Source organism: Sphingomonas oligophenolica, from assembly GCF_039522915.1.
Classification (GTDB): Bacteria; Pseudomonadota; Alphaproteobacteria; order Sphingomonadales; family Sphingomonadaceae; genus Sphingomonas; species Sphingomonas oligophenolica.
Genome location: NZ_BAAAEH010000047.1, coordinates 129,566 through 149,735, shown reverse-complemented (window position 1 = coordinate 149,735; position 20,170 = coordinate 129,566). Strand labels below are relative to the sequence as shown.

General features: G+C 65.0%; 24 protein-coding genes. 8 read left to right on the top strand and 16 right to left on the bottom strand.

All coding sequences use genetic code 11. The features are described from left to right. Positions 1 to 417: 417 nt before the first annotated feature. Positions 418 to 1,002, bottom strand: a complete 585-nt coding sequence (locus tag ABD050_RS22085) for an HD domain-containing protein (RefSeq protein WP_343891684.1) — start codon at positions 1,000 to 1,002, stop codon at positions 418 to 420. A 70-nt stretch (positions 1,003 to 1,072) separates the two neighbouring features. Between ABD050_RS22085 and ABD050_RS22080 the strand changes: the two genes are divergently transcribed. From ABD050_RS22080 to ABD050_RS22070, 3 genes are read left to right on the top strand one after another with little or no spacing between them, the layout of a single operon-like run. After that, a complete protein-coding gene (locus tag ABD050_RS22080; RefSeq protein ID WP_343891683.1) occupies positions 1,073 to 2,179 on the top strand; it encodes a sensor histidine kinase in 1,107 nt (368 codons plus the stop codon). After that, positions 2,176 to 2,976 (top strand): LytR/AlgR family response regulator transcription factor, encoded by an 801-nt coding sequence (locus ABD050_RS22075; protein ID WP_343891682.1) that lies wholly within the window; start codon positions 2,176 to 2,178, stop codon positions 2,974 to 2,976. Before ABD050_RS22080 ends, ABD050_RS22075 begins: the two co-directional genes overlap by 4 nt. A gap of 30 nt (positions 2,977 to 3,006) precedes the next feature. Next, positions 3,007 to 3,762 (top strand): isocitrate lyase/PEP mutase family protein, encoded by a 756-nt coding sequence (locus ABD050_RS22070; protein WP_343891681.1) that lies wholly within the window; start codon positions 3,007 to 3,009, stop codon positions 3,760 to 3,762. A 109-nt stretch (positions 3,763 to 3,871) separates the two neighbouring features. Here ABD050_RS22070 and ABD050_RS22065 read toward each other — a convergent pair whose 3' ends face one another. Next, entirely contained in the window at positions 3,872 to 4,144 is a 273-nt protein-coding gene (locus ABD050_RS22065; RefSeq protein ID WP_343891680.1) for a DUF3297 family protein, read from the bottom strand. 98 nt (positions 4,145 to 4,242) lie between these two features. After that, positions 4,243 to 4,626, bottom strand: coding sequence for a hypothetical protein (locus tag ABD050_RS22060; protein ID WP_343891679.1), 384 nt, complete (start codon positions 4,624 to 4,626; stop codon positions 4,243 to 4,245). 205 nt (positions 4,627 to 4,831) lie between these two features. Between ABD050_RS22060 and ABD050_RS22055 the strand changes: the two genes are divergently transcribed. Next, on the top strand, positions 4,832 to 5,233 hold the full coding sequence (locus tag ABD050_RS22055; protein WP_343891678.1) for an EVE domain-containing protein: 402 nt from the start codon (positions 4,832 to 4,834) through the stop codon (positions 5,231 to 5,233). A 26-nt stretch (positions 5,234 to 5,259) separates the two neighbouring features. On the opposite strand, the gene ABD050_RS22050 is transcribed toward ABD050_RS22055, so the two are convergent. Both ABD050_RS22050 and typA read right to left on the bottom strand, forming a co-directional pair. Beyond that, on the bottom strand, positions 5,260 to 5,703 hold the full coding sequence (locus ABD050_RS22050; protein WP_343891677.1) for a DUF805 domain-containing protein: 444 nt from the start codon (positions 5,701 to 5,703) through the stop codon (positions 5,260 to 5,262). Between the two features lie 110 nt (positions 5,704 to 5,813). Continuing rightward, entirely contained in the window at positions 5,814 to 7,649 is a 1,836-nt protein-coding gene (typA, locus tag ABD050_RS22045; RefSeq protein WP_343891676.1) for a translational GTPase TypA, read from the bottom strand. 269 nt (positions 7,650 to 7,918) lie between these two features. Between typA and ABD050_RS22040 the strand changes: the two genes are divergently transcribed. Both ABD050_RS22040 and ABD050_RS22035 read left to right on the top strand, forming a co-directional pair. Next, entirely contained in the window at positions 7,919 to 8,212 is a 294-nt protein-coding gene (locus tag ABD050_RS22040) for a hypothetical protein (RefSeq protein WP_343891675.1), read from the top strand. A 140-nt stretch (positions 8,213 to 8,352) separates the two neighbouring features. Beyond that, a complete protein-coding gene (locus tag ABD050_RS22035) occupies positions 8,353 to 9,429 on the top strand; it encodes a glycoside hydrolase family 5 protein (RefSeq protein ID WP_343891674.1) in 1,077 nt (358 codons plus the stop codon). Here ABD050_RS22035 and ABD050_RS29095 read toward each other — a convergent pair. Beyond that, positions 9,426 to 9,548 (bottom strand): helix-turn-helix domain-containing protein, encoded by a 123-nt coding sequence (locus ABD050_RS29095; RefSeq protein ID WP_425542506.1) that lies wholly within the window; start codon positions 9,546 to 9,548, stop codon positions 9,426 to 9,428. The genes ABD050_RS22035 and ABD050_RS29095 overlap by 4 nt on opposite strands. 28 nt (positions 9,549 to 9,576) lie before the next feature. After that, positions 9,577 to 10,827 (bottom strand): glycoside hydrolase family 27 protein, encoded by a 1,251-nt coding sequence (locus ABD050_RS22030; RefSeq protein WP_343891673.1) that lies wholly within the window; start codon positions 10,825 to 10,827, stop codon positions 9,577 to 9,579. Between the two features lie 172 nt (positions 10,828 to 10,999). Between ABD050_RS22030 and ABD050_RS22025 the strand changes: the two genes are divergently transcribed. Both ABD050_RS22025 and ABD050_RS22020 read left to right on the top strand, forming a co-directional pair. Beyond that, positions 11,000 to 12,199, top strand: coding sequence for a toxic anion resistance protein (locus ABD050_RS22025; protein ID WP_343891672.1), 1,200 nt, complete (start codon positions 11,000 to 11,002; stop codon positions 12,197 to 12,199). Between the two features lies 1 nt (position 12,200). Further along, positions 12,201 to 12,905 carry a hypothetical protein gene (locus tag ABD050_RS22020; protein ID WP_343891671.1) on the top strand — a complete coding sequence of 235 codons (705 nt, stop codon included), beginning with the start codon at positions 12,201 to 12,203 and terminating at the stop codon, positions 12,903 to 12,905. 2 nt (positions 12,906 to 12,907) lie between these two features. On the opposite strand, the gene ABD050_RS22015 is transcribed toward ABD050_RS22020, so the two are convergent. From ABD050_RS22015 to ABD050_RS21975, 9 genes are all read right to left on the bottom strand, one after another. After that, entirely contained in the window at positions 12,908 to 14,176 is a 1,269-nt protein-coding gene (locus tag ABD050_RS22015; RefSeq protein WP_343891670.1) for a dipeptidase, read from the bottom strand. 71 nt (positions 14,177 to 14,247) lie between these two features. Continuing rightward, the gene (locus ABD050_RS22010) at positions 14,248 to 15,024 is read right to left on the bottom strand and encodes a 3'(2'),5'-bisphosphate nucleotidase CysQ (RefSeq protein WP_343891669.1); all 777 of its coding nucleotides are present in this window, start codon (positions 15,022 to 15,024) and stop codon (positions 14,248 to 14,250) included. Beyond that, on the bottom strand, positions 15,017 to 16,363 hold the full coding sequence (locus ABD050_RS22005) for a TldD/PmbA family protein (RefSeq protein WP_343891668.1): 1,347 nt from the start codon (positions 16,361 to 16,363) through the stop codon (positions 15,017 to 15,019). Before ABD050_RS22005 ends, ABD050_RS22010 begins: the two co-directional genes overlap by 8 nt. 31 nt (positions 16,364 to 16,394) lie before the next feature. Beyond that, complete coding sequence (ubiA, locus tag ABD050_RS22000) at positions 16,395 to 17,336, bottom strand: 4-hydroxybenzoate octaprenyltransferase (RefSeq protein ID WP_343891667.1); 942 nt, start codon at positions 17,334 to 17,336, stop codon at positions 16,395 to 16,397. A 158-nt stretch (positions 17,337 to 17,494) separates the two neighbouring features. Beyond that, complete coding sequence (locus ABD050_RS21995) at positions 17,495 to 17,659, bottom strand: hypothetical protein (protein ID WP_343891666.1); 165 nt, start codon at positions 17,657 to 17,659, stop codon at positions 17,495 to 17,497. Positions 17,660 to 17,761: 102 nt separating this feature from the next. After that, positions 17,762 to 18,175 (bottom strand): hypothetical protein, encoded by a 414-nt coding sequence (locus ABD050_RS21990; protein ID WP_343891665.1) that lies wholly within the window; start codon positions 18,173 to 18,175, stop codon positions 17,762 to 17,764. Positions 18,176 to 18,246: 71 nt separating this feature from the next. Then, the gene (locus ABD050_RS21985; protein WP_343891664.1) at positions 18,247 to 19,014 is read right to left on the bottom strand and encodes a DoxX family membrane protein; all 768 of its coding nucleotides are present in this window, start codon (positions 19,012 to 19,014) and stop codon (positions 18,247 to 18,249) included. Between the two features lie 186 nt (positions 19,015 to 19,200). Then, positions 19,201 to 19,653 (bottom strand): hypothetical protein, encoded by a 453-nt coding sequence (locus ABD050_RS21980; protein ID WP_343891663.1) that lies wholly within the window; start codon positions 19,651 to 19,653, stop codon positions 19,201 to 19,203. A 139-nt stretch (positions 19,654 to 19,792) separates the two neighbouring features. Beyond that, positions 19,793 to 20,125 carry a GFA family protein gene (locus tag ABD050_RS21975; protein WP_343891662.1) on the bottom strand — a complete coding sequence of 111 codons (333 nt, stop codon included), beginning with the start codon at positions 20,123 to 20,125 and terminating at the stop codon, positions 19,793 to 19,795. Positions 20,126 to 20,170: the final 45 nt, after the last annotated feature.

Below are 20,170 nucleotides of genomic sequence, written 5' to 3'. Positions count from 1 at the left end.
AAAGCGCGGCCTCGGCCCGCCTTCGTCTCCACCACCACTTTGGCGTAGATCGAGTTGGTCGGCCTTTCGAACATCCAAGCGACATCGGCTCGAGGAACGCGGGCGGTACGCTCTCAGGGCGGGCCGACGGCGACCGGATCACGTTTCGCGCAGAATTAGGCGCAGGCTGAAGTTACTGCCCCGGGTGCACCTATCCGCCGACCGCCGAGAACCATGCAACAGACTGTGTTGCATAGCTCCCCTGATTCAACCTTACCGATACGCCGCTATCCGTGGCGCATGAGACAGACCGGTCCCTACCTTTTCACACCCAGACAGTTCGAAGAGGCACACCCCCCGCTCAGGCCACTTCGCTGGAACGCCTCTTCGAATTCCAAAATCCGTATCTTTCTATCCGCCTGGGCTAACGCAGCCGCATCATTCCGCAGCCTTCGCGTAAATGCTGTTGATCGGCCTCGCCATCACCCGCCCCACCATCGGCTCGAAAAAGCTCAGCGGCGCGCTTTCATAGGCCAGATCGAAGGCCGCCTGGTCGTATTTCTCGCAGAACTCGGCGCATGCCTCGAAATGGGGGTGGCCGCGATAATTCTCGCGCAGATCCCGGTCCATGCCGAGATAGTGGAAGAAATAATAGCCCTGGAACACGCCGTGCGTATTGGCGATCCAGTGCACTTCCTCCGACACGAAGGGCCTGAGCATCGCCGCGCCGATCTCGGGATGGTTATAGGTGCCGAGCGTATCGCCGATATCGTGGAGCAGCGCCATCACCACATAGGGCTCGTCCCGGCCGTCGCGGTGGGCGCGGGTCGCGGTCTGGAGCGAATGTTCGAGGCGGTCGACCGGAAAGCCGCCGAAATCGCCCTCGAGCAGCTTCAGGTGAGTCAGCACCCGCGCCGGCAGCGCCCTGGCGAAGTCGCGGAAATGCCCGCCGATAATGTCCCAGTCCTGCTGCGTGCCCTCGGTCATCGCGGTAAAGCGCGCTCGATCCTGATGCTCGGTCATTGGCTCTCTCCTCGGGCGGGGATGCTACCGCACTTTGCGCTCCCCTCCCAGCCGGGTTAAGAGCCCCCGCATGGCGCTGTTCTCAAAGCCCGCGATCTTCTCGCGGCCCTTCTTCGAAGACAAGAGCCGCGCTTTCTGGCGGCTTCAGGCGGCGGGCTGGACCGGCTACATGATCCTGCGCAGCGTTTCGGGCATCTCGAACGGGCTGGATCTGACGGCGACGGCGCTCATCGTCGTCGAATCGATCGTCGGCTATTGCATCACGCTGCTGCTCTCGACGCTGTACCATTATTATCGGAACCAGCGGCGGATCGCCACGGTGGTGCTGACGATCCTGACGCTGGCGGCGGCCACTGTGCTGTACGCAGTGCTCGACGCGTTCGCCTATTCGTTCATCAAATTCTCCAGTCCGGGGCTGAGCCTCAGCCTGGTGCTCGGTACGATCTTCCTCGATTTCACCGTGCTCGCCGGCTGGTCGGCGCTGTATTTCGGGATCAATTTCTACCTGATCGTCGAGGACCAGATCGACCAGCTCAAGGCGCTCGGCAGCCAGGCGAGTTCGGCGCAGCTGGCGATGCTGCGTTACCAGCTCAACCCGCATTTCCTGTTCAACACGCTCAACTCGATCTCGACCCTGGTGCTGCTCAAGCAGACCGAGCGGGCGAATGCGATGCTGAGCCGCCTCTCCTCCTTCCTGCGCTACACGCTGGCCAACGAGCCGACGGCGCATGTGACGATCGCGCAGGAGGTGGAGACGCTGAAGCTCTATCTCGAGATCGAGAAGATGCGTTTCGAGGACCGGCTCCGCCCGAGTTTCGAGATCGATCCGCGCGTCGCCAAGGCGCGTTTACCTTCTTTGCTGCTCCAGCCGCTGGTCGAGAACGCCATCAAATATGCTGTCACGCCCAAGGAAGAGGGCGCCGAAATCGCCGTGGTTGCGCGGCTCGCCGGGGATCGGGTGCAGATCGCCGTATCGGACACCGGACCGGGGTTGAATGAAATGAAAGCTCGGCCAAGCCTTTCAACCGGGGTCGGGCTTGCCAATATAAGGGAACGGCTGACTCAGGTTTACGGACCCGACCACCGTTTCGAGACGCGCTCGATCCCCGGGGGCGGGTTTGGCGTCGAGATAGAGATTCCGTTCCAGCTCGATGAGCCGGTTAGAGAGGTACAATGACGATCCGAACGATATTGGTGGATGACGAGCCGCTGGCGATCCAGGGCCTCGAGCTCCGCCTCGCCGCGCATGAGGATGTCGAGATCATCGACAAATGCCAGAACGGACGCGAGGCGATCCGCAGCATCAAGACGCACAAACCCGATCTCGTCTTTCTCGACATCCAGATGCCGGGGTTCGATGGCTTCTCGGTCGTCCAGGGGCTGATGGAGGTCGAGCCGCCTTTGTTCGTGTTCGTGACCGCTTATTCTGACCATGCGCTGAAGGCGTTCGAGGCACAGGCGATCGACTATCTGATGAAGCCGGTCGAGGAATCGCGGCTGGCCGACACGCTCGACCGGGTGCGCCAGCGCCTCGCCGAAAAGCGCGGCGTCGAGGAGGTCGACCGGCTGAAGGAAGTGATCGCCGAGATTGCCCCGGATTCAGTCGAGAACCTCACCGAGCATCCGGAACAGGTCTCGGCCAACCGCTTCGAGAAGCTGATCAACATCAAGGATCGCGGCCAGATCTTCCGGGTCGATGTCGACACGATCGAGCGGATCGATGCGGCCGGCGATTACATGTGCATCTATACCGGCGACAACACCCTGATCCTGCGCGAGACGATGAAGGATCTCGAAAAACGCCTCGACCCGCGCCGCTTCCAGCGCGTCCACCGCTCGACGATCGTCAATCTCGATCTGGTCAAAGAGGTGAAGCCGCACACCAATGGCGAATGCTTCCTGGTGCTCGGCTCGGGCGCCCAGGTGAAGGTGTCGCGCAGCTATCGGGACGTGGTCGCGCGGTTCGTCCATTAAGGCGGACCCCGTTGAGTGGGAGGGATCGCGATGAGCTACAAATTCCAGGCGTTTTCGGCGTTGCACGTGCCGGGCGATCCCCTCATCCTCTATAACGCCTGGGACCCGGGGAGCGCGCGGGCTGTGGCAAGCGCCGGCGCAAAGGCGATCGCCACCGGAAGCTGGTCGGTCGCGGCCGCGCAGGCCTATGGCGATGGCGAGGCCTTGCCGCTCGAGCTGGCGCTCGCCGGCGCCGCACGGATCGCGGGCGCTGTCGACCTGCCGGTGACGATCGATTTCGAGGGCGGCTATGCAGTCGAGCCGGCAGCAGTGGCGGCAAACGCGACACGGCTGGTGGCGACCGGGGCGATCGGCTGCAATTTCGAGGATCAGGTGGTCGGCGGCGAAGGATTGCACCCGGTCGATTTCCAGGTCGCGCGGATCGCGGCGATCCGGGCTGCGACGGGCCGGGACTTCTTCATCAATGCCCGCACCGACATCTTCCTGCAGAATGGCCCCGCCACGCATGACGAGGCGAAGGCGGACGAAGCGATTGCGCGCGGCAATGCCTATGCCGCGGCGGGCGCGAGCGGCTTCTTCGTGCCCGGGCTGGTCGATCTCGCCTTGCTGCAGAAGATCAGCCGCGCCGTACGGCTACCGATCAATTTCATGGCGTTCCCGGGCGCGCCGGGCACCCGCGATGTCGCCGACGCCGGGGTGGCGCGGATCAGCCACGGGCCCAACCCCTATCGCACCGCGATGGCGGCCCTGACCGCCGCCGCGCAGGAGGCCTTTGACTGGCGCTAGAGTCGTTTTCAGTAAGACGGCACCACCCTGCGCAGCCTTTCCAACAATGCTGCGCATCGCTGGAAAGGCTGCGCAGGGTGGTGCCGATTCAGCGAAGCTGCAAACGATTCTAGGCCTGGTCGGCGCCGTCTTCCGAGTCAGGCGCCGGATGCTCGAACCAGGCCTCGACCGGCCCGCTCAGCTTCAGGGTAAGCGGCTGGCCGTGGCGATCGACCTTCTTGCCGAGCGCGACCCGGATCCAGCCTTCGGAGATGCAATATTCCTCCACGTCCTTGCGCTCGGCACCCTTGAAGCGGATGCCGATCCCGCGCGAGAGCAACGCCTCGTCGAAAAACGGGCTGCGCGGGTTGGACGAAAGGCGGTCTGGCGGTGTGTCGGTCATGGCGCGGGCTCATGACGCAAAAACGCGCCCGATGCCAGAGCGCGTTGCGAAAACGGCGTGGTCGAGGCCACGCCGTCCCGTTCAGCGCAGTGCCGGGATCAGCGGCAGACTCGGATCCGGTAGCTGCGATGGTAATAGGGGTCCCAACGCCTTTCGACCCAGCACCCGTCATAGCCGCGACGCTGATAGTCATAGGCGTAATAGCCATCCGCCGGATAATAGCCGTGGTACCGGTAATAATAATCGTCGTAATCGGCGCGATAGCCGTGGCGGCGGTAATAATCGTCGCGATAGCGATCGCGGCTGTGATCCGAAGCGATGGCGGCGCCAATGGCGAGGCCGGCAATGCCGGCGACAATGGCCGGCCCGGCGTCGTCATGATGATGGCGACGATAGCGCTGCGCGTCGGCCGGCATGGCGGTGGTCAGCGCCGTCGCCGCGAGCGCGACGCCGAGCCCGGCCTTCTTCAACATGCTGTTCATTTCGAACCTCCTTGTTTCAAGCTAGCCCGTTTTCCGCATCGGAATAGAACGCGACACGAGGCAGCTTGTTGCAAGGCATAAACGAGACGCTCTGAACTCGTTCGGAACGCGATATTTAGGGGAGGTTCAGTGTGCCGATCCCGCTCTCGACGGCGCGGACGACCTGCGCCATCATGCCTTGTTCGAGGAAAGCAGGGAAAATGGCATGGCATATTGGCTGCTCAAGTCGGAGCCCGAAAGCTATAGCTGGGACGATCTGGTGCGCGAGGGCGAGACCGAATGGACCGGGGTGCGCAACCCTGCCGCAGCGCTGCATCTGAAAGCGATGGCGGTCGGCGATCGCGGCCTGTTTTACCATTCGGGGAAGGAAAAGGCTGCGGTCGGCGTGATGGAAATCACCCGCACCGCGCAGCAGGACGGCGGCGAGGCACGCTGGGTCTCCGTCGCGGTGAAGCCGGTCGCGCCGCTGGCCAGGGCGGTGACGCTGGCGGCGATGAAGGCCGAGCCCAGGCTGGCGGGCATGGAGATGCTGCGGCAGTCGCGGCTGTCAGTGTCGCCGGTGCGGGATGGGGAATGGGCTGTGCTGGTCGCGATGGCCGGAGAATAGCCGGTCGGAGATCCGACGGCGCCGCTTCAGGAAAAGACCTGCTCCAGGTCAGGCCCCTCTTCCTCGGGGTCGTGCGGATCAGGACCATATTGGTTTTCCCCGCGCGGACCGGGAATGAAGATGATGATGAGCGAGAGCACCCACCCCAGCAACGGGCCGATGATCGGCACCAGCCAGATGAACATCCACCATCCGCTGATTCCGAGATCGTGCAGGCGACGAACGCTCAACGCCAGCGCCGGCACAATCGCGGCCAGCGCGAAGATCCCAAGCGGCATGAAAGACAAGGTGCCTGGCCCGCCGCCCCCGCCTCGCGAGGCTGGCCCGATGATTGCCACCAGGAGGTCGCCGACCAGAGTCAGGACGAAGAGAGCGCCGTAGAATGTCAGCCAGAACAGCAGATATTCGAGCCGGCGGGACCTGCCCTTGAAATCGGCATAATGGCGCCAGGGCCGCGTTATCAGATTCATTGAGCCCCCCGTTCATCGACGGGAATACATCAATCCCGTCATCGCAAAAAGGGCGCCCGGATAGATCCGGACGCCCTTTTTCGCGAAACCTCGCCCTGCCCAAATCGGGCTTACGCCGCCTGCTTCGCCCGCGACGCCTTTTTGCGCTCGTGCGGATCGAGATACCGCTTGCGCAGCCGGATCGACTTGGGCGTCACCTCCACGATCTCGTCATCATCGACATAGGCGATCGCCTGTTCGAGCGTCAGCCGCTTCGGCGGGGTCAGGCGAATCGCGTCGTCCTTGCCGCCCGAGGCCCGGAAGTTGGTGAGCTGCTTGGCCTTCATCGGATTGACCTCGAGGTCGTCCGTCTTGGCGTTCTCACCGATGATCATGCCCTCGTACAAGGGATCGCCGGGGGCGACCATCAGGATGCCACGCTCCTCGAGCGGGCCGAGCGCATAGGCATTGGCCTCGCCCGCGCCGTTCGAGATCAGCACGCCGTTCTTGCGGCCGATGATCTGGCCCTTGTGGGGGCCGTATTTCTCGAACAGGCGGTTCATGATGCCGGTGCCACGCGTATCCGACAGGAACTCGCCATGATAGCCGATCAGGCCACGCGAGGGAGCGCTGAAGGTGATGCGCGTCTTGGCGCCGCCCGACGGCCGCATGTCGGTGAGCTCCGCCTTGCGGCTCGCCATCTTCTCGACGACCGTGCCCGAATATTCGTCATCCACGTCGATCACGACTGTCTCATAAGGCTCCTCGCGGCCATTCTCGCCGTCGAGGAACAGCACGCGCGGGCGGCCGATCGAGAGCTCGAAGCCCTCGCGCCGCATCGTCTCGATCAGCACGCCGAGCTGAAGCTCGCCGCGCCCGGCAACCTCGAAGCTGTCCTTGTCGGCAGCTTCGGTCACCTTGATCGCGACATTCGATTCAGCCTCGCGGAACAGGCGGTCGCGGATCATGCGGCTCGTGACCTTGGTGCCCTCGCGACCAGCCATCGGCGAATCATTCACCGCGAAGCGCATCGACAGCGTCGGCGGATCGATCGGCTGGGCATGGAGCGGCTCGGTGACCGACGGATCGGCGATGGTGTTGGCCACTGTCGCAACGGTCAGGCCCGCGATGCAGACGATGTCGCCGGCATTGGCCTCTTCGACCGGCACGCGCTCGAGGCCGCGGAACGCCAGCAGCTTCGAGGCGCGGCCAGTCTCGACGATCTTGCCATCGGGATCGAGCGCGTGAATCGGCATGTTGGTTTTGACCGAGCCGGAGAAGACCAGGCCGGTCAGGATGCGGCCGAGGAAATTGTCGCGGTCGAGCAGCGTGACGAGGAACTTGAACGGACCATCGGGATCGGCCGAAGGCGGCGGCACATGCTTGACGATGGTTTCGAACAAGGGCGTCAACGTGCCCTCGCGGACATCGGGATTGTCGCCGGCATAGCCGTTGCGGCCGCTGGCGAAGATCACCGGGAAATCGAGCTGCTCGTCGGTTGCGTCGAGCGAGACGAACAGGTCGAATACCTCGTCGAGCACTTCCTGCGCGCGGGCGTCGGACCGATCGATCTTGTTGACCACGACGATCGGGCGGAGGCCCAGCGCAAGCGCCTTACCGGTAACGAACTTGGTCTGCGGCATCGCGCCTTCGGCTGCATCGACCAGCAGGACGACGCCGTCGACCATCGACAGGATGCGTTCCACCTCACCACCGAAATCGGCGTGGCCCGGGGTGTCGACGATGTTGATCCGGGTCTTGTGGCCGTGATGGTCATCCCACTCGACCGACGTGCACTTCGCGAGAATCGTGATGCCGCGCTCTTTTTCGAGGTCGTTCGAATCCATCGCGCGCTCTTCGATGCGCTGGTTGTCGCGGAAGGTGCCCGACTGACGGAAGAGCTGATCGACCAGGGTGGTTTTGCCGTGATCGACATGGGCGATGATCGCCACGTTGCGGAGGCTCATAAGGGTATCCGGTATTTTGAGAGAAAGGGGTTGGGCGCGCCGATAGCGCAAATGGTGCGTCGCGGAAAGAGCGGAAACCCCCTGCCCGCTCGGCGACGGTTACAGTTTCGGGACCGACCCGGTTTTGTTTACCCTTTCGTTACCCATCACTCTGCAATAAGAAGGCAACGGGGGGCTGGATGAAGCTGTTTGAATTGCTTCACAATTTAGTCGAGGGAATGGGCCAGGGGCAGGCCCCACCTCAACCGCGCGCGCCAAGGCCGGTGCGAATGAGCGATTTTTCACGCCACAGGATGCGCAGCCGAGTTGCCAAGATCATTGTCGAGACCTGGGATACAGGGCCGTTTCCAACCGATCTGTGCTGGCTACTGGCCGATGCCGAGGACAAGATCCTCTTCGTGATGCCCGGCGGCACGCTCGACAAGGCGATGCTGGGCCGGATCGGCAATACTCCCGGATTCGACAAGGCAGCGATCAGGCGCGCGATGCGATCGACCAGCAATGCACGTTTTACTGTGTGGCAACGCGACCTGATCGAGGCCAAGGCGTCGACGCGGCGCTGACGCGCGCGTTGCGGAGCCCTTTTTTGTCTGCTTGATTGCCGCTTGCCCCCGCCGGCTTGCCGGTGCATTTTGACAACGTTGGCAGCGAGCTCCGGCATCTTGTGAAAAGCGAGGACACGGAAGCACTTTGGAGAGGTGCGATGAAGCGGCTTCACGGCCTGATGAGCGCGATTGCCTTGTGTGCGGCAGGCTGTGGCGGCGGCGCAACCGCACTCTCCACCGCGCCGATGCCGAAACCCGGGGAGGCGGCCCCCTACGCCCCCGCTGCCGCCGCGCGGCCGACCACCGGCATCGCGCTGCCGCTCGGCAAATGCGTCAACATGGGTGATCACCTCGAACCACCCCATGAAGGGGATTGGGGTCGCCCGATCGCCGATGGCGATTTCACGATCATCAAGCAAGCGGGCTTCGCGAGCGTGCGACTGCCGGTGCGGTTCTCGGGCCATGCCCTGGCGACAATGCCCTATACGATCGACGCGACCTTCATGACGCGGGTCCATCATGTCGTCGATCTCGCCACTGCGGCCGGGCTCAACGTGATCATCGACATGCACAATGACGACGAGCTCTATTCGGACCCCGCCGGCAATGGCGCGCGCTTCGCTGGGCTGTGGAAGCTGGTCGCGGCCGATTTCGCCACCGCGCCTGCCAGCGTCTGGTTCGAGCTTGCGAATGAGCCGCATGACAAGCTGACCAATGCGAATTTGCTGACGATCCTGAACCCGGCGCTCGCCGCGATCCGCCTGACCAATCCGACGCGCCCGGTGATCATCGGCGGCGAAGGCTATAGCGGTGTCGGCAGCCTGGCCACCTTGCCGATGCCGGCTGATCCCAATGTCGTGCCGACCTTCCATTCCTATGATCCATTCATGTTCACGCACCAGGGCGCCACCTTCATCACCCCGACGCCCCCGCTCGGGCGGCGTTTTGGCGGCCCGACCGACATCGCGGGACTGAATGCCAACCTGCAGGCAGTGCAGGACTACATGGCGCGTACCGGGCGCGTGCCCTTCCTCGGTGAATATGGCGCCAATGATGATCCCGCGATCCCGGTGAGCGAGCGGATCAACTATTATGGCACGATGAGCGCGGCTTATGCTTCGATCGGCGTGCAGAGCTGTGCCTGGGCCTATACCAATGCCTTCCGATTGCGCGACGGCGGCCACTGGATTCCGGGGATGGTCGAGGCGCTCAGGACAACAACGACAGCGCGTTAGGCCCGCCCAAAGTAGCGCGCCGGAGTAATGCCGAACACGGCACGGAAAGCTGCGAGAAACGCACTGGGCGTTGCATAGCCTGCCGCGGCAGCCGCCTTTTTGACGCTAGCACCTGAGATGCCGCTGCATATCTGAGCGGCGGGCGTCTCAGGGCAGCAGGCTGATCATCACCACGCCGTGCGGCGCCACCGTCGCCGCATAGCGGCCCTTGAGCCGGCCGAGCGGCTTGTGCGCCCATAGATCGCGCCCATCGGCGGCGATCGTGCGGGGATAGCCGAGCTCGGGCCAGTCAACCGCGATGTCGGCGGGCGCCTCGCCTCGGTTGAGCAGCAACACCGCACGACCGCCGTTCGCGAGAGGCCGTGCCCAGACCTCCTGATTGCCGTCATCACGAACCCGGTGCCCCTGCGCGCCGAGTGGGTCCTGGTCGATCGCGATCACGTCGCGGTTCATCAGGATCGCAGCGGTATCCGGGCTCATGCTGGCGATATCGTTTCCTGCCATCAGCGGCGCGGCCATCATCGCCCAGAGGCTGAAATGGGTGCGATATTCGATATCGCTCATGCCGCCATTGCCGATCTCGAGCATGTCGGGGTCGTTCCAGTGGCCGGGGCCGGCGAACGGCCAGAGCGGCTCATTCTGGTCGACGATGTCGAGCAGGTTGTGCGCCCACCAATGCGCCTTGTCGCTGGCCGAATAGCTGTCCCATATATCGCCGGTGGTGCGCCACAGATTGCCGATCTTCGCGGCCCACAACCAGGGCCGGTTCTGGCCCCATTCGCAGATGCTGAAGACGATATCGCGACCAGTCGCGCGGAGCGCATCCTCCATCAGCGCATAGGCTTCCTCGGCATTGCGGGTACCGGTCGAGCACCAGTCATATTTCAGATAGTCGACGCCCCAGCGCGCATAGGTGAGCGCGTCCTGATATTCATGGCCCTGGCTGCCGGGATGCCCGCCGCAGGTCTTCTTGCCGGCATCGGAATAAATGCCGAATTTGAGGCCCTTTGAATGGATATAGTCGCCGAGCGCCTTCATTCCCGAGGGAAATTTCTTCGGGTCGGAGGTGATGAAGCCGTTCTCGTCGCGAGGCCCGTGCCAGCAATCGTCGATCACCACATAATGATAGCCGGCGTCACGCATCCCGCCCGCAGCCATCGCATCGGCGACCGAGCGGACGGTCTTTTCATCGACACTGCAGCCGAACTTGTTCCAACTGTTCCAGCCCATTGGCGGGGTGAGCGCGAGGCCGTTGGCGGTGCGTGTCGGATCACGCGAGGGAGGAATATGGTTCGGGTCGACGGTTTCCTGCGCGAAGGCGGGAAGCGCCACCGCCAGCGACACCAGCGTCGCCAAGGCGAGCATCGCATGCCCGACACGGTGCATCGCGCGAATCATGATGTTCTCCCCCTCATCCTTGTGCGAGATACCGTGCCGCGCGACACCGGCCTCTGGCAAATGATTTATCATACCTGACTGAAGCGGCTCGTGACAGGCGTATTAGTTGTGTGATACACTTGAAGCGCGCTCGAATAGCCGTCATCTAGGCGGCAACAGCGTGGAGACAGTGATGGCGACCCAGACCGAGACCGCGACCGCAGACCTGGTGCTGACCCCACCCGAACCCGTTCCGGCCGTGTCGCCTGAAAAGGCGGTAGGGCTGGTGCCAGTCGACGATGCGAAGCGCACCCAGCTGCAGGAGCGGGTCGAGACCTTTATCGACGATCTGGTCGCGCAGGACGTAAACAGCCCCGAATTCGGCAAGCGAGTCGATGCGATCAGCGCGATGGGCCAGAAGGAAATCCGCGAGGCGGCCGGGCAATCGAACCGTTTCCTCGACCGGCCGGTCAAGGCGATGGACCAGGAAGGCAGCGTCGGCAGTGACCTCGCCGAATTGCGCCGCACGATCGAGGACCTCGATCCGGGCAAGCGCGGCGACCTGCTCGCGCCGAAGAAGCTCTTCGGGATCATCCCGTTCGGCAACAAGCTGCGCAATTACTTCGACAGCTACAAGAGCTCGCAGACTCATATCGCCTCGATCCTCAAGGCGCTCCAGGGCGGCAAGGACGAGCTGCTGATGGACAATGCGGCGATCGACGTCGAGCGCGCCAATCTGTGGAACGCGATGGGGCGGCTCGAGCAGATGATCGTGCTGTCCAAGACGATGGACCAGCGGCTCGAGGACAAGGCGAACGAGCTCGATCACACTGACCCGGCCAAGGCAAAGGCGATCCGCGAAACGGCGCTCTTCTATGTCCGCCAGCGCACCCAGGACCTGCTGACGCAGATGGCGGTGACGGTGCAGGGCTATCTCGCGCTCGATCTGGTCAAGAAGAACAATGTCGAGCTGGTGAAAGGCGTCGACCGCGCCTCGACCACCACCGTCTCGGCGCTGCGCACCGCGGTGACGGTGGCGCAGGCGCTGACCAGCCAGAAGCTGGTGCTCGAACAGATCACCGCGCTCAACACGACGACCGCCAACATCATCGATTCGACCGGCAAGCTCCTGAAGAGCCAGACCGCCACGATCCATGAGCAGGCGGCCGGCGCGACCATCCCGATCGAGGTGCTGCAGCGCGCCTTCCAGAACATCTACGACACGATGGACACGATCGACGCCTTCAAGCTCAAGGCGCTCGATTCGATGAAGACCACGGTCAACCTGCTCGGTACCGAGGTCGAGAAGTCGAAGGGCTATATCGCCCGGGCCGAGGGCGCAGCGCAGAATGCCGGCGCGGGCGGCGAAACCTTCAAGCTGGAAGCCGTGTAACATGACCGACGTCGATCGCCAGATCGCGCGCAGCAACGAGTTCCTCGAACGCTCGCGCGAGCGCGCGCTGGCGCAGCGTAGGATGCGGCGCCAGGGCACCGGGCTCGCCAAGCGTGCCGGGCTGATCGTCGGCGCTGACCTGACGATCGTGATCGCGGCGATCGTGGTCGGCTGGATCATGCCGCTCGGCATGGGCGGGGCATTGCTGGTCGGCGCGCTGCTGGTGGCGGTGACCCTGCTGCTCGCCTTCGTCTCGCTCGAGGCGCCTGTGACGCCGGAGAAGCTTGTCGAGGTGCCGCTCAAGGCGCTGCCGCTCAGGACCGAGCAATGGCTCGAGACTCAACGCCCTGCCCTGCCCGCCCCGATGCAGACCCTGCTCGACGGGATCGGGGTGCGCCTCGAGACGCTCGCGCCGCAGCTTGCCACGCTCAACGAACAGGAGCCGGCGGCAGCCGAGGTGCGCAAGCTGGTCGGCGAGCAACTGCCCGAGCTGCTCAAGGGCTATGCCCGGGTGCCGCAACCGCTCCGCGGCGTCGAGCGCAACGGCAAGACCCCCGACGCTCAGCTCGCCGAGGGGCTGCAGCTGATCGACCGCGAGATCAGCGAGATGTCGGCGCAACTCGCCCAGGGCGATCTCGACAGCCTCGCGACGCGCGGGCGCTTCCTTGAGATCAAGTACCGGGATGATGACGCGGTCAGTGGCTGATCCTATTTGCCAACCTCGATCGTCATGGTCCCGACCGGCTCGTTCCGCATCGACTTAGAGACTGCCTCGGCCTGCTCCATCACCCGCAGCACATTGCCGCCGGCGAGCTTCGCCACGTCGGCATCGCTCCATCCCCGCCGCATCATCTCGGCGAGCAGCGCGGGATAGGTGGCGACGTCCTGCAGCCCCGCGGGCAGCTCGTTGCCGAGGCCATCGAAGTCCGAGCCGAGACCGACATGGTCGATGCCCGCGACCTTGGCGACATGCTCGATATGGTCGGCAACCTGGGCGAGCGTCGCCTGTGGCCTGGGATTGTCGACCTGCCACTGCTTCAGCGCGGCGTCAGCCTTGTCCGGCTGGCCGATATAGAGGCCGCCATAAGGCGGCGCGTTGAGCCGGGCCTTTTCCGCCGCGAACTCGGCCGACCAGCGTCGCGCCGCGTCGGACACATAGTTGGGCGCGAAGTTGACCATGACGATACCGCCATTCGCGGCGACCAGCTTCAGCACGTCGTCGGGCACGTCGCGGGGATGATCGACCAGCGCCCGCGCGCTCGAATGCGAGAAGATCACCGGCGCCTTCGAGACGCGCAGCGCCCCGCGCATCGTCGCCTCGCTGACATGGCTGAGATCGACCAGCATGCCGATCCGGTTGAGCTCGTGCACCACTGCCTCGCCATAGGGCGTGAGGCCATTATGCTTCGGGTTGTCGGTCGCTGAATCGGCCCAGTCGATGGTGAGCGCATGAGTGAGCGTCAGATAGCCGGCGCCGAGCTCGTGATAGGCGCGCAGCACTGACAGGTCGTTGGCGATCTGGCCGCCGCCCTCGACCCCCATCATCGAGGCGATCCGCCCGGCCTTGTGGATGCGGCGGACATCGGCGGCGGTGCGGGCGAGCTCGAAGGTGGCCGGGTAGCGCGCGACGATGGTGCGGACGAGGTCGATCTGCTCGAGCGTTTCCTTGACCTGTTCGAGCGGTGGCAGATCGGCCTCGACATAGACCGACCAGAACTGGCCGCCGACATGCCCGGCGCGCAGCCGCTCGATATCGGTGTTGTAGCGGTTCTCGCCGGTCGCGGGCAGGCGGGCGAGGTCGATCGTCCAGCGCTTCTCGCCCTCGCGGCCACGCAGCGTCTCTGCCCAGTCGTTATGGCCGTCGATCAAGGGCGTTGCCTTCAGGACTCGCGCGACGCGGGCGGCATAGTCCGGCTCGGCGGCGGCCGGGGTCGAGACGAGCGCGACGAGCGCGGCGGTGGCGAGGAGAGTGCGCATAAGCGGAGCGTAGGGGGCGTGTCGGGTCTGGGCAAGCGGCCCGCCCTCATTCCCCCCGGAACGGGGAGGAACTAGGTGGTCGCCGCCTTCGCCCGGTCCGCCAGCCGTTCGATCGCGGCCGCGTGGATGCCGGGGGTGGTCGCCAGCACGCCGAAGGCCTGGGCGCTCGGCGTGTTGAAGAAGAGCGGCTTGCCGAAGGCGTCGCTGACCGCGGCGCCTGCCTCACTGGCGATCAGCACGGCGGCGGCGATGTCCCATTCATAGCCCCAGCGGAGAGTCGCGACGAGATCGGCCTGGTCGGCCGCGACCATCGCGATGCGCAGCGCGATCGAGTTGGGCTTGCCGATCGCGACCAGATCCTGATCGACCTTGGGCAGGACATCCGTCGGCACGCGCGCGCCGGGGAAGATGCTGCGGTCGCCGGCCCGCACCGCGAGGCCGTTGCGCGTCGCGCCCTTGCCCGCCTCCGCGCGCCACACTTCATCGCGGGCGGGGGCATCGAGCACGCCGATCAGCGGCTGGCCGTCTTCCACCAGCGCGATCGACACCGCCCAGCCGGGACGGCCGCGCACGAAGTCCCGCGTGCCGTCGATCGGGTCGACCACCCAGAGCCGCGACTGGGCGAGGCGATCGGCATTGTCGACCGTCTCCTCGGACAGCCAGCCGGCCTCCGGCAGCAGGGCCGACAGGCGGTGCCTGATCAGGTCGTTGACCTCGATATCGACGTCGCAGACCGGATTGCCCGGGCTCTTCTCCCATTGCCGGAAGTCAGTGCGCCATTTCGCGAAGGCAAGCGCGCCGGCCTCGCGCGCTATCTCCGCGATGTCGTCGGCGAGACTCTCAGCCACTCGCCACCGTCATCCCCTCCACGCGCAGGGTCGGCGCGTTGGTGCCGTAGCGGAACTCGAGGTCGTTTGCCGGGGTGAGCGCGAGGAACATGTCCTTGAGGTTCCCCGCGATGGTGAACTCGGCGACCGGCGTGGTGATCTCGCCATCCTCGATCAGGAAGCCGGCGGCGCCGCGGCTATAGTCGCCGGTGACGCCATTGACGCCCATGCCGATCAGCTCAGTGACGAACACGCCGCGCCTGATGTCGGCGATCAGCGTTGCGGGCGGGACGAGGCCGGGGGCCATGTGCAGGTTGCTGGTCGAGACGCCGGGGCTGCCGCCGGCGCCGCGGGTGGCGTGGCCGGTCGGCTCGAGGCCGAGCTGGCGCGCCGAGGCGCTGTCGAGCAGCCAGGTTTCGAGCATGCCGTGCGCCACGATCTCGGTCGGCGATACCGGCAGGCCCTCGCCGTCGAACGGACGCGAGCGGAGGCCGTGGGGGCGGTGCGGATCGTCGCAGATGGTGACGCCGCTGGCAAAGACCTGGGTGCCGAGCGACTCGAGCAGGAAGCTCGTCTTGCGGGTAATCGCCTGGCCCGAGATCGCCCCGATCAGATGGCCGAGCAGGCTCGATCCGACGCGGGGATCGAACACCACCGGCATCGCGCCGCTCGCGATGCGGCCCGGATCGAGCCGGGCGACGGTACGCTCGCCGGCACGCTTGCCGATCACCTCCGCCGCCTCGAGCTGGTGGCGATGGCGCGCCGAATGATGCGCATAGTCGCGAACCATCGAGCCGCCGGCGCCGGCAAGCACGCTTGCCGAGAGGCCGTAGCCCGAGGCGGCGTACGCCGCCGCGAAGCCGTGGCTGGTGGCAAGCGCCCAGACCGAGCGCGAGGCGCTGGCGCCACCGCCCTCGCTGTTCGTGACGCCCGGGACTGCCCGCGCAGCATCCTCAGCGGCGAGCGCCGCTTCCTTGAGCGATTCGGGCGACGCCTGTCCGCCATCGTCGAGATCGAGCTGCGGGGGCGCGCCGTGGAGCAGTCGATCCTCCGGCGCGAGGCCGGCCCAGGCGTCCTCGGGCGCCTCGCGGGCCATCGCCACGGCGCGTTCGGCGAGGATGTCGATCGCGTCGCCGGTCAGATCCGAGGTCGAGACGCTGGCCGAGCGGCGCCCGACGAAGACGCGCAGGCCGAGCTCGGCATTCTCGGAGCGGCCGACATCCTCGAGCGCGCCGAGGCGCACCGAGACATCGAGCGAGGTATCGTCGGCAAACACGGCATCGGCCGCGTCCGCGCCGGCAGCCCGCGCGCGGGCGACAATGTCCTGAGCGCGTTCTCGCGCCTGATCTACGGTAAGCATGACGCGGACTTAGGGATGCGGACCCGGAACGTCAAAGTGCCGATGACAGGCCGACGACGAGGCAGGCGCAGAACATCAGGAAGCCGGCGAAGCGGTTCGAGCGGAAACGGGTGAGCGCATTGTCGCCGTCATCGGGCACGAGCGTTGCGACCTGCCAGCCGAGATGGAGCCCGACCGGCAGCAATGCCGCCAGCGCCAGGGGATCGGGCCGGACCAGCCAGATCGCCCCCGCCCAGCAGGCGAGCGCCGCAAGATAGAAGCCCCCGACGCCCGGCTTCACCTGGCGGCCCAGCCGCAGCGCCGAGGAGCGGATGCCGACCAGCGCATCATCCTCGCGGTCCTGAAGCGCGTAGATGGTGTCATAGCCAATCACCCAGAGGATCGCGCCGCCATAGAGCGCTGCCATCGCCTCGATCATCGACCACCAGCGCGTTTCGAACATCGCGGCATTCGCAGCGGCGAAGCCGACCACCGCGCCCGAGCCGAAGACCAGGCCGAGCCAGGCCTGGGGCCACCAGGTGATCCGCTTCATGAAGGGATAGATCGCGACCAGAGGAATGGTGAGCAGCGCGAGCCCCTTGGCGTAGAGGTTGATGTGCCACCACACGGCAAAGCCGATCGCGACCAGGGCGAGCAGCCAGATCCAGGCGGCGCGGAGCGACACCTGACCGCTGGCGAGCGGGCGGTTGCGGGTGCGCTCGACGCTTGCATCGAGCTTGCGGTCGGCAATGTCGTTATAGACGCAGCCGGCACCGCGCATCGCGATCGCGCCGACCAGCAGCCAGAGCAGCAGCCACCAGCCGCCGTCCGGATTGCCCGACAGCGCGACGCCCCAGGCGCAGGGCCAGTAGAGCAGCCACCAGCCGATCGGGCGATCGAACCGCGCGAGCAGCGCGAACGGGCGGACGGTTGCCGGCAAGGCGCCGACCAGGCCGCGATGCTGGGTGTCGGGCACGATTTCGGGCGACGTCATGCGCTGTCTCTAGCCGGATCGGGGATGGCGGCAACCATGTTCGCGCGGGCCGGGGCATGGCTCATGGCCCGGATTTCCCGCTGTTCCCGCTGTTCTTTGCAAAAAAAGATTTTCCCCGCTGTTATGTTGGATTTTCCGCCCATATTTCTCCTTTGTTATCAGTGATCTCCGGCGAATCCCGCTGTTATCGAATAACAGCGGGAAAACAGCGGCGGAACAGCGGGAATTAACAGCGGGGCGCGCGCCACAACAGCGGGGAACAGCGGCATGACCATCGAGAGGTTCGGCGACGCAGCGGCGAACCATGGTTCAAATTCAGTCATGTCAAAGAGCCGGGCGGAATCGGCACGGCATTCAGTCCGCGCCATGCCGTTCCACATTCAACGCCCTGATTGAATCGGGGTGCCGGTTTCAGGCGTGGCGGCTCACCGGGCGACCGCGTTTCCGACAGGCGCCACGTCGTTGCTGCTCGAAGCCTCGAGCTCGGCCGCATGCTTGTCGAGGCTCAGCGGCGCGGCCTGGGTTCCGGCGAGCGCGTGGTTCCAGGGATTCATGCCGATGCAATAGCCGGAGAGATTGCCGCACTGGCGGATCTCGCCGGTGTCGCTGTCGACCACGACGATGACGGTACGATCGTCAGCGGTCGTCGCGGCTGCCTTGTCCTTGGGCTTGTCGGCCACCGTGATCTCGGACCACATCCGATCGGTCGAATAGATACCGATGCCCGTATAGCGGCCACGATGCGGCTTTATGTCATCTCCAAGCCAGGTCGAGGTCCCGTGACAGCTGCCAAGCGCAAGAGCCGCAACCAGAACGACGCCGGGATATGACGCTTTCATGCCTTCCTCCTCCTGCCCAAGAGTGAAAGTATATCATAAAAGTAGGAATTGAAATCGCGCTTTCTTCGCCTTCAGCGTGACGCGCCCGACCTGCGCATGATCCAGGCAGCGCCGGTGATGGAGAACGCCACGAACATCATGGTCCATTCGAGCTGGCTGCCCGGCGCGGCGATGACGCGCGGCAGGTGCAGCAGCAGGACGAACAGCCCGCACATCGTCGCGAGCAGGGTCGCGGCGAGGCGGACGCGGAGGCCGGCGACGATCGCGAGGCCGGCGGCGAGGTGCGCGGTCCCCGTCGCATAGGCCCAGAACAGCGGCGCCGGGATCCAGCCCGGCACCATCTTCGCGGTGAAATCGGCATAGACGAAATGACTGATGCCGAAGACGAGCGGGCACAGCCCGAACAGGATACGCACCCAGACCAGCACCGGACCGGTCCTGAGCCGCCTGACATATTGGAGCTGGAGCCCGGCGGTGGTGAGCGCGACGATCTCGGCCAGGCCGAGCAGCGAGCCGACCGATGGTGCGGACACGAAGACCGGGAGGTGGAGCGCGACGACCCACAGGCCGTACCAGGCTGCGAGCACAACCGCGCCGAGCGTCGCGGTGCGGCGGAGAATCGTCGCGATGCCGCCAAGGATGAGGATGAGGCCGCTGACGATCGTAAGGGCACCGTGCGGGGCGATGCAGGCGGGAACCGGCTGCCATTGAAGCGCGAAGCTGGCGAAGACCAGGCCGATGATGCCGAGGCCGATGGCGCCGACGCCATAGGGCGCGCTGTCCGGGTCGATCCAGCCCGATTGCGTGGAAGGGGGTGCGGCGACAGATTGATCGTTCATCGAGACCATCCCCCCATCGCTGCCGGGCTTCCGACCCGCCTTGCACCGAAGCTAGCAGGAATCTGGCGCGATGGAACAGGTGCGCGAGCCGACCATTCGCAGTTGCGCGGCGCTCACTGGTGGCTGGAACGAGGCTTGGTAGCGCGCTGCAGTGGCGTCCAACGGCCGGGAATGGTGGGAAGCGGCTTAGATATATCGCGCCAGCACGCATGCAGCTTGGTCTGGGGCCAGCTTGCTAATATCCGGAGCGGTGGCACCTATGACGTCGAAGCAGTGCCGTTCGGCATTCAAGAACCAATGTGTGAGGGGGCCGGGATAATCATCATCCGCGAAGGTCGAAGCAGCAACATAGGTCCGAAAATGCGAATCCGCCTTCGTCCCTAGCCCATAACCTATCGGTGCGCCCTTCTCTGGCAGGGCATAGCTTTCGTTTCTCACGGCAATTGCCACGTAGCCATTCCACGTCACCTTGAACACCGAACTGGACTGGTCCGGGTTCACGGCATGTGCTGGACCGAGTTCCGTATCCACCAGCTCGGCGGAAATTTTCGCCTCAACGAGCGTGACGGTAAGGTCGTTTTCGTCGCTCTCGCGATATTCAACGACCCACAACGCGTGTTCGGTTGGAAGGTGGAGCATGGCCTACCGGTGCCAGTGATCTCGCAATGGCGCAATGTCCGCTGTGGCGTCAGCCGCCGACAGGTTTCGGGGCGGGTCGCGCGGATCGGTGGCGGTCGAACGGCGACCGGTGGCGGAAAGCGGGCGCCCAGGCTTGAGCTTAATCAGCGTTGTCGAATTTTCTGACCTCGACGGCGCTTTCATCGAAATCATCGAGCAGGCGTGCATTGACACCCATCTTGCCGAAGTCTTCTCCAAGCGACTCCCAGTGAGTCCCACAGCCGCAGACGGGACAGTGGTGAATGCCGATCATTCGATCGCCCCAAACATAGGCTTTCGTTTCGCCGGAAATACGCACCTGGTCCGGCGGGAAGTACGCCACCCGCCATGCCAGCCGCCGACACAGCGAACAGTTACAGTCCGCAACCCAGGCGGGCTCGCTCGGCAGTTCAATCCGCACATTACCGCAGTGACAGCTTCCCTGAACGCCCATGGCGACTATCTAGGCGCCGGCCTGGAATGTCTGCAAGTGGGCGCT

Coding starts and splice junctions, on each gene's coding strand:
- ABD050_RS22075 (WP_343891682.1), top strand. CDS start 2,176: ATGACGATCCGAACGATATTGGTGGATGACGAGCCGCTGGCGATCCAG.
- ABD050_RS21995 (WP_343891666.1), bottom strand. CDS start 17,659: ATGACTGAATTTGAACCATGGTTCGCCGCTGCGTCGCCGAACCTCTCG.
- ubiA (WP_343891667.1), bottom strand. CDS start 17,336: ATGACGTCGCCCGAAATCGTGCCCGACACCCAGCATCGCGGCCTGGTC.
- ABD050_RS22085 (WP_343891684.1), bottom strand. CDS start 1,002: ATGACCGAGCATCAGGATCGAGCGCGCTTTACCGCGATGACCGAGGGC.
- ABD050_RS21990 (WP_343891665.1), bottom strand. CDS start 18,175: ATGAAAGCGTCATATCCCGGCGTCGTTCTGGTTGCGGCTCTTGCGCTT.
- ABD050_RS21980 (WP_343891663.1), bottom strand. CDS start 19,653: ATGCTCCACCTTCCAACCGAACACGCGTTGTGGGTCGTTGAATATCGC.
- ABD050_RS22005 (WP_343891668.1), bottom strand. CDS start 16,363: ATGCTTACCGTAGATCAGGCGCGAGAACGCGCTCAGGACATTGTCGCC.
- ABD050_RS22060 (WP_343891679.1), bottom strand. CDS start 4,626: ATGAACAGCATGTTGAAGAAGGCCGGGCTCGGCGTCGCGCTCGCGGCG.
- ABD050_RS22040 (WP_343891675.1), top strand. CDS start 7,919: ATGAGCGATTTTTCACGCCACAGGATGCGCAGCCGAGTTGCCAAGATC.
- typA (WP_343891676.1), bottom strand. CDS start 7,649: ATGAGCCTCCGCAACGTGGCGATCATCGCCCATGTCGATCACGGCAAA.
- ABD050_RS22030 (WP_343891673.1), bottom strand. CDS start 10,827: ATGATTCGCGCGATGCACCGTGTCGGGCATGCGATGCTCGCCTTGGCG.
- ABD050_RS22035 (WP_343891674.1), top strand. CDS start 8,353: ATGAAGCGGCTTCACGGCCTGATGAGCGCGATTGCCTTGTGTGCGGCA.
- ABD050_RS22050 (WP_343891677.1), bottom strand. CDS start 5,703: ATGAATCTGATAACGCGGCCCTGGCGCCATTATGCCGATTTCAAGGGC.
- ABD050_RS22055 (WP_343891678.1), top strand. CDS start 4,832: ATGGCATATTGGCTGCTCAAGTCGGAGCCCGAAAGCTATAGCTGGGAC.
- ABD050_RS22065 (WP_343891680.1), bottom strand. CDS start 4,144: ATGACCGACACACCGCCAGACCGCCTTTCGTCCAACCCGCGCAGCCCG.
- ABD050_RS22080 (WP_343891683.1), top strand. CDS start 1,073: ATGGCGCTGTTCTCAAAGCCCGCGATCTTCTCGCGGCCCTTCTTCGAA.
- ABD050_RS22025 (WP_343891672.1), top strand. CDS start 11,000: ATGGCGACCCAGACCGAGACCGCGACCGCAGACCTGGTGCTGACCCCA.
- ABD050_RS22070 (WP_343891681.1), top strand. CDS start 3,007: ATGAGCTACAAATTCCAGGCGTTTTCGGCGTTGCACGTGCCGGGCGAT.
- ABD050_RS21975 (WP_343891662.1), bottom strand. CDS start 20,125: ATGGGCGTTCAGGGAAGCTGTCACTGCGGTAATGTGCGGATTGAACTG.
- ABD050_RS22020 (WP_343891671.1), top strand. CDS start 12,201: ATGACCGACGTCGATCGCCAGATCGCGCGCAGCAACGAGTTCCTCGAA.
- ABD050_RS22015 (WP_343891670.1), bottom strand. CDS start 14,176: ATGCGCACTCTCCTCGCCACCGCCGCGCTCGTCGCGCTCGTCTCGACC.
- ABD050_RS21985 (WP_343891664.1), bottom strand. CDS start 19,014: ATGAACGATCAATCTGTCGCCGCACCCCCTTCCACGCAATCGGGCTGG.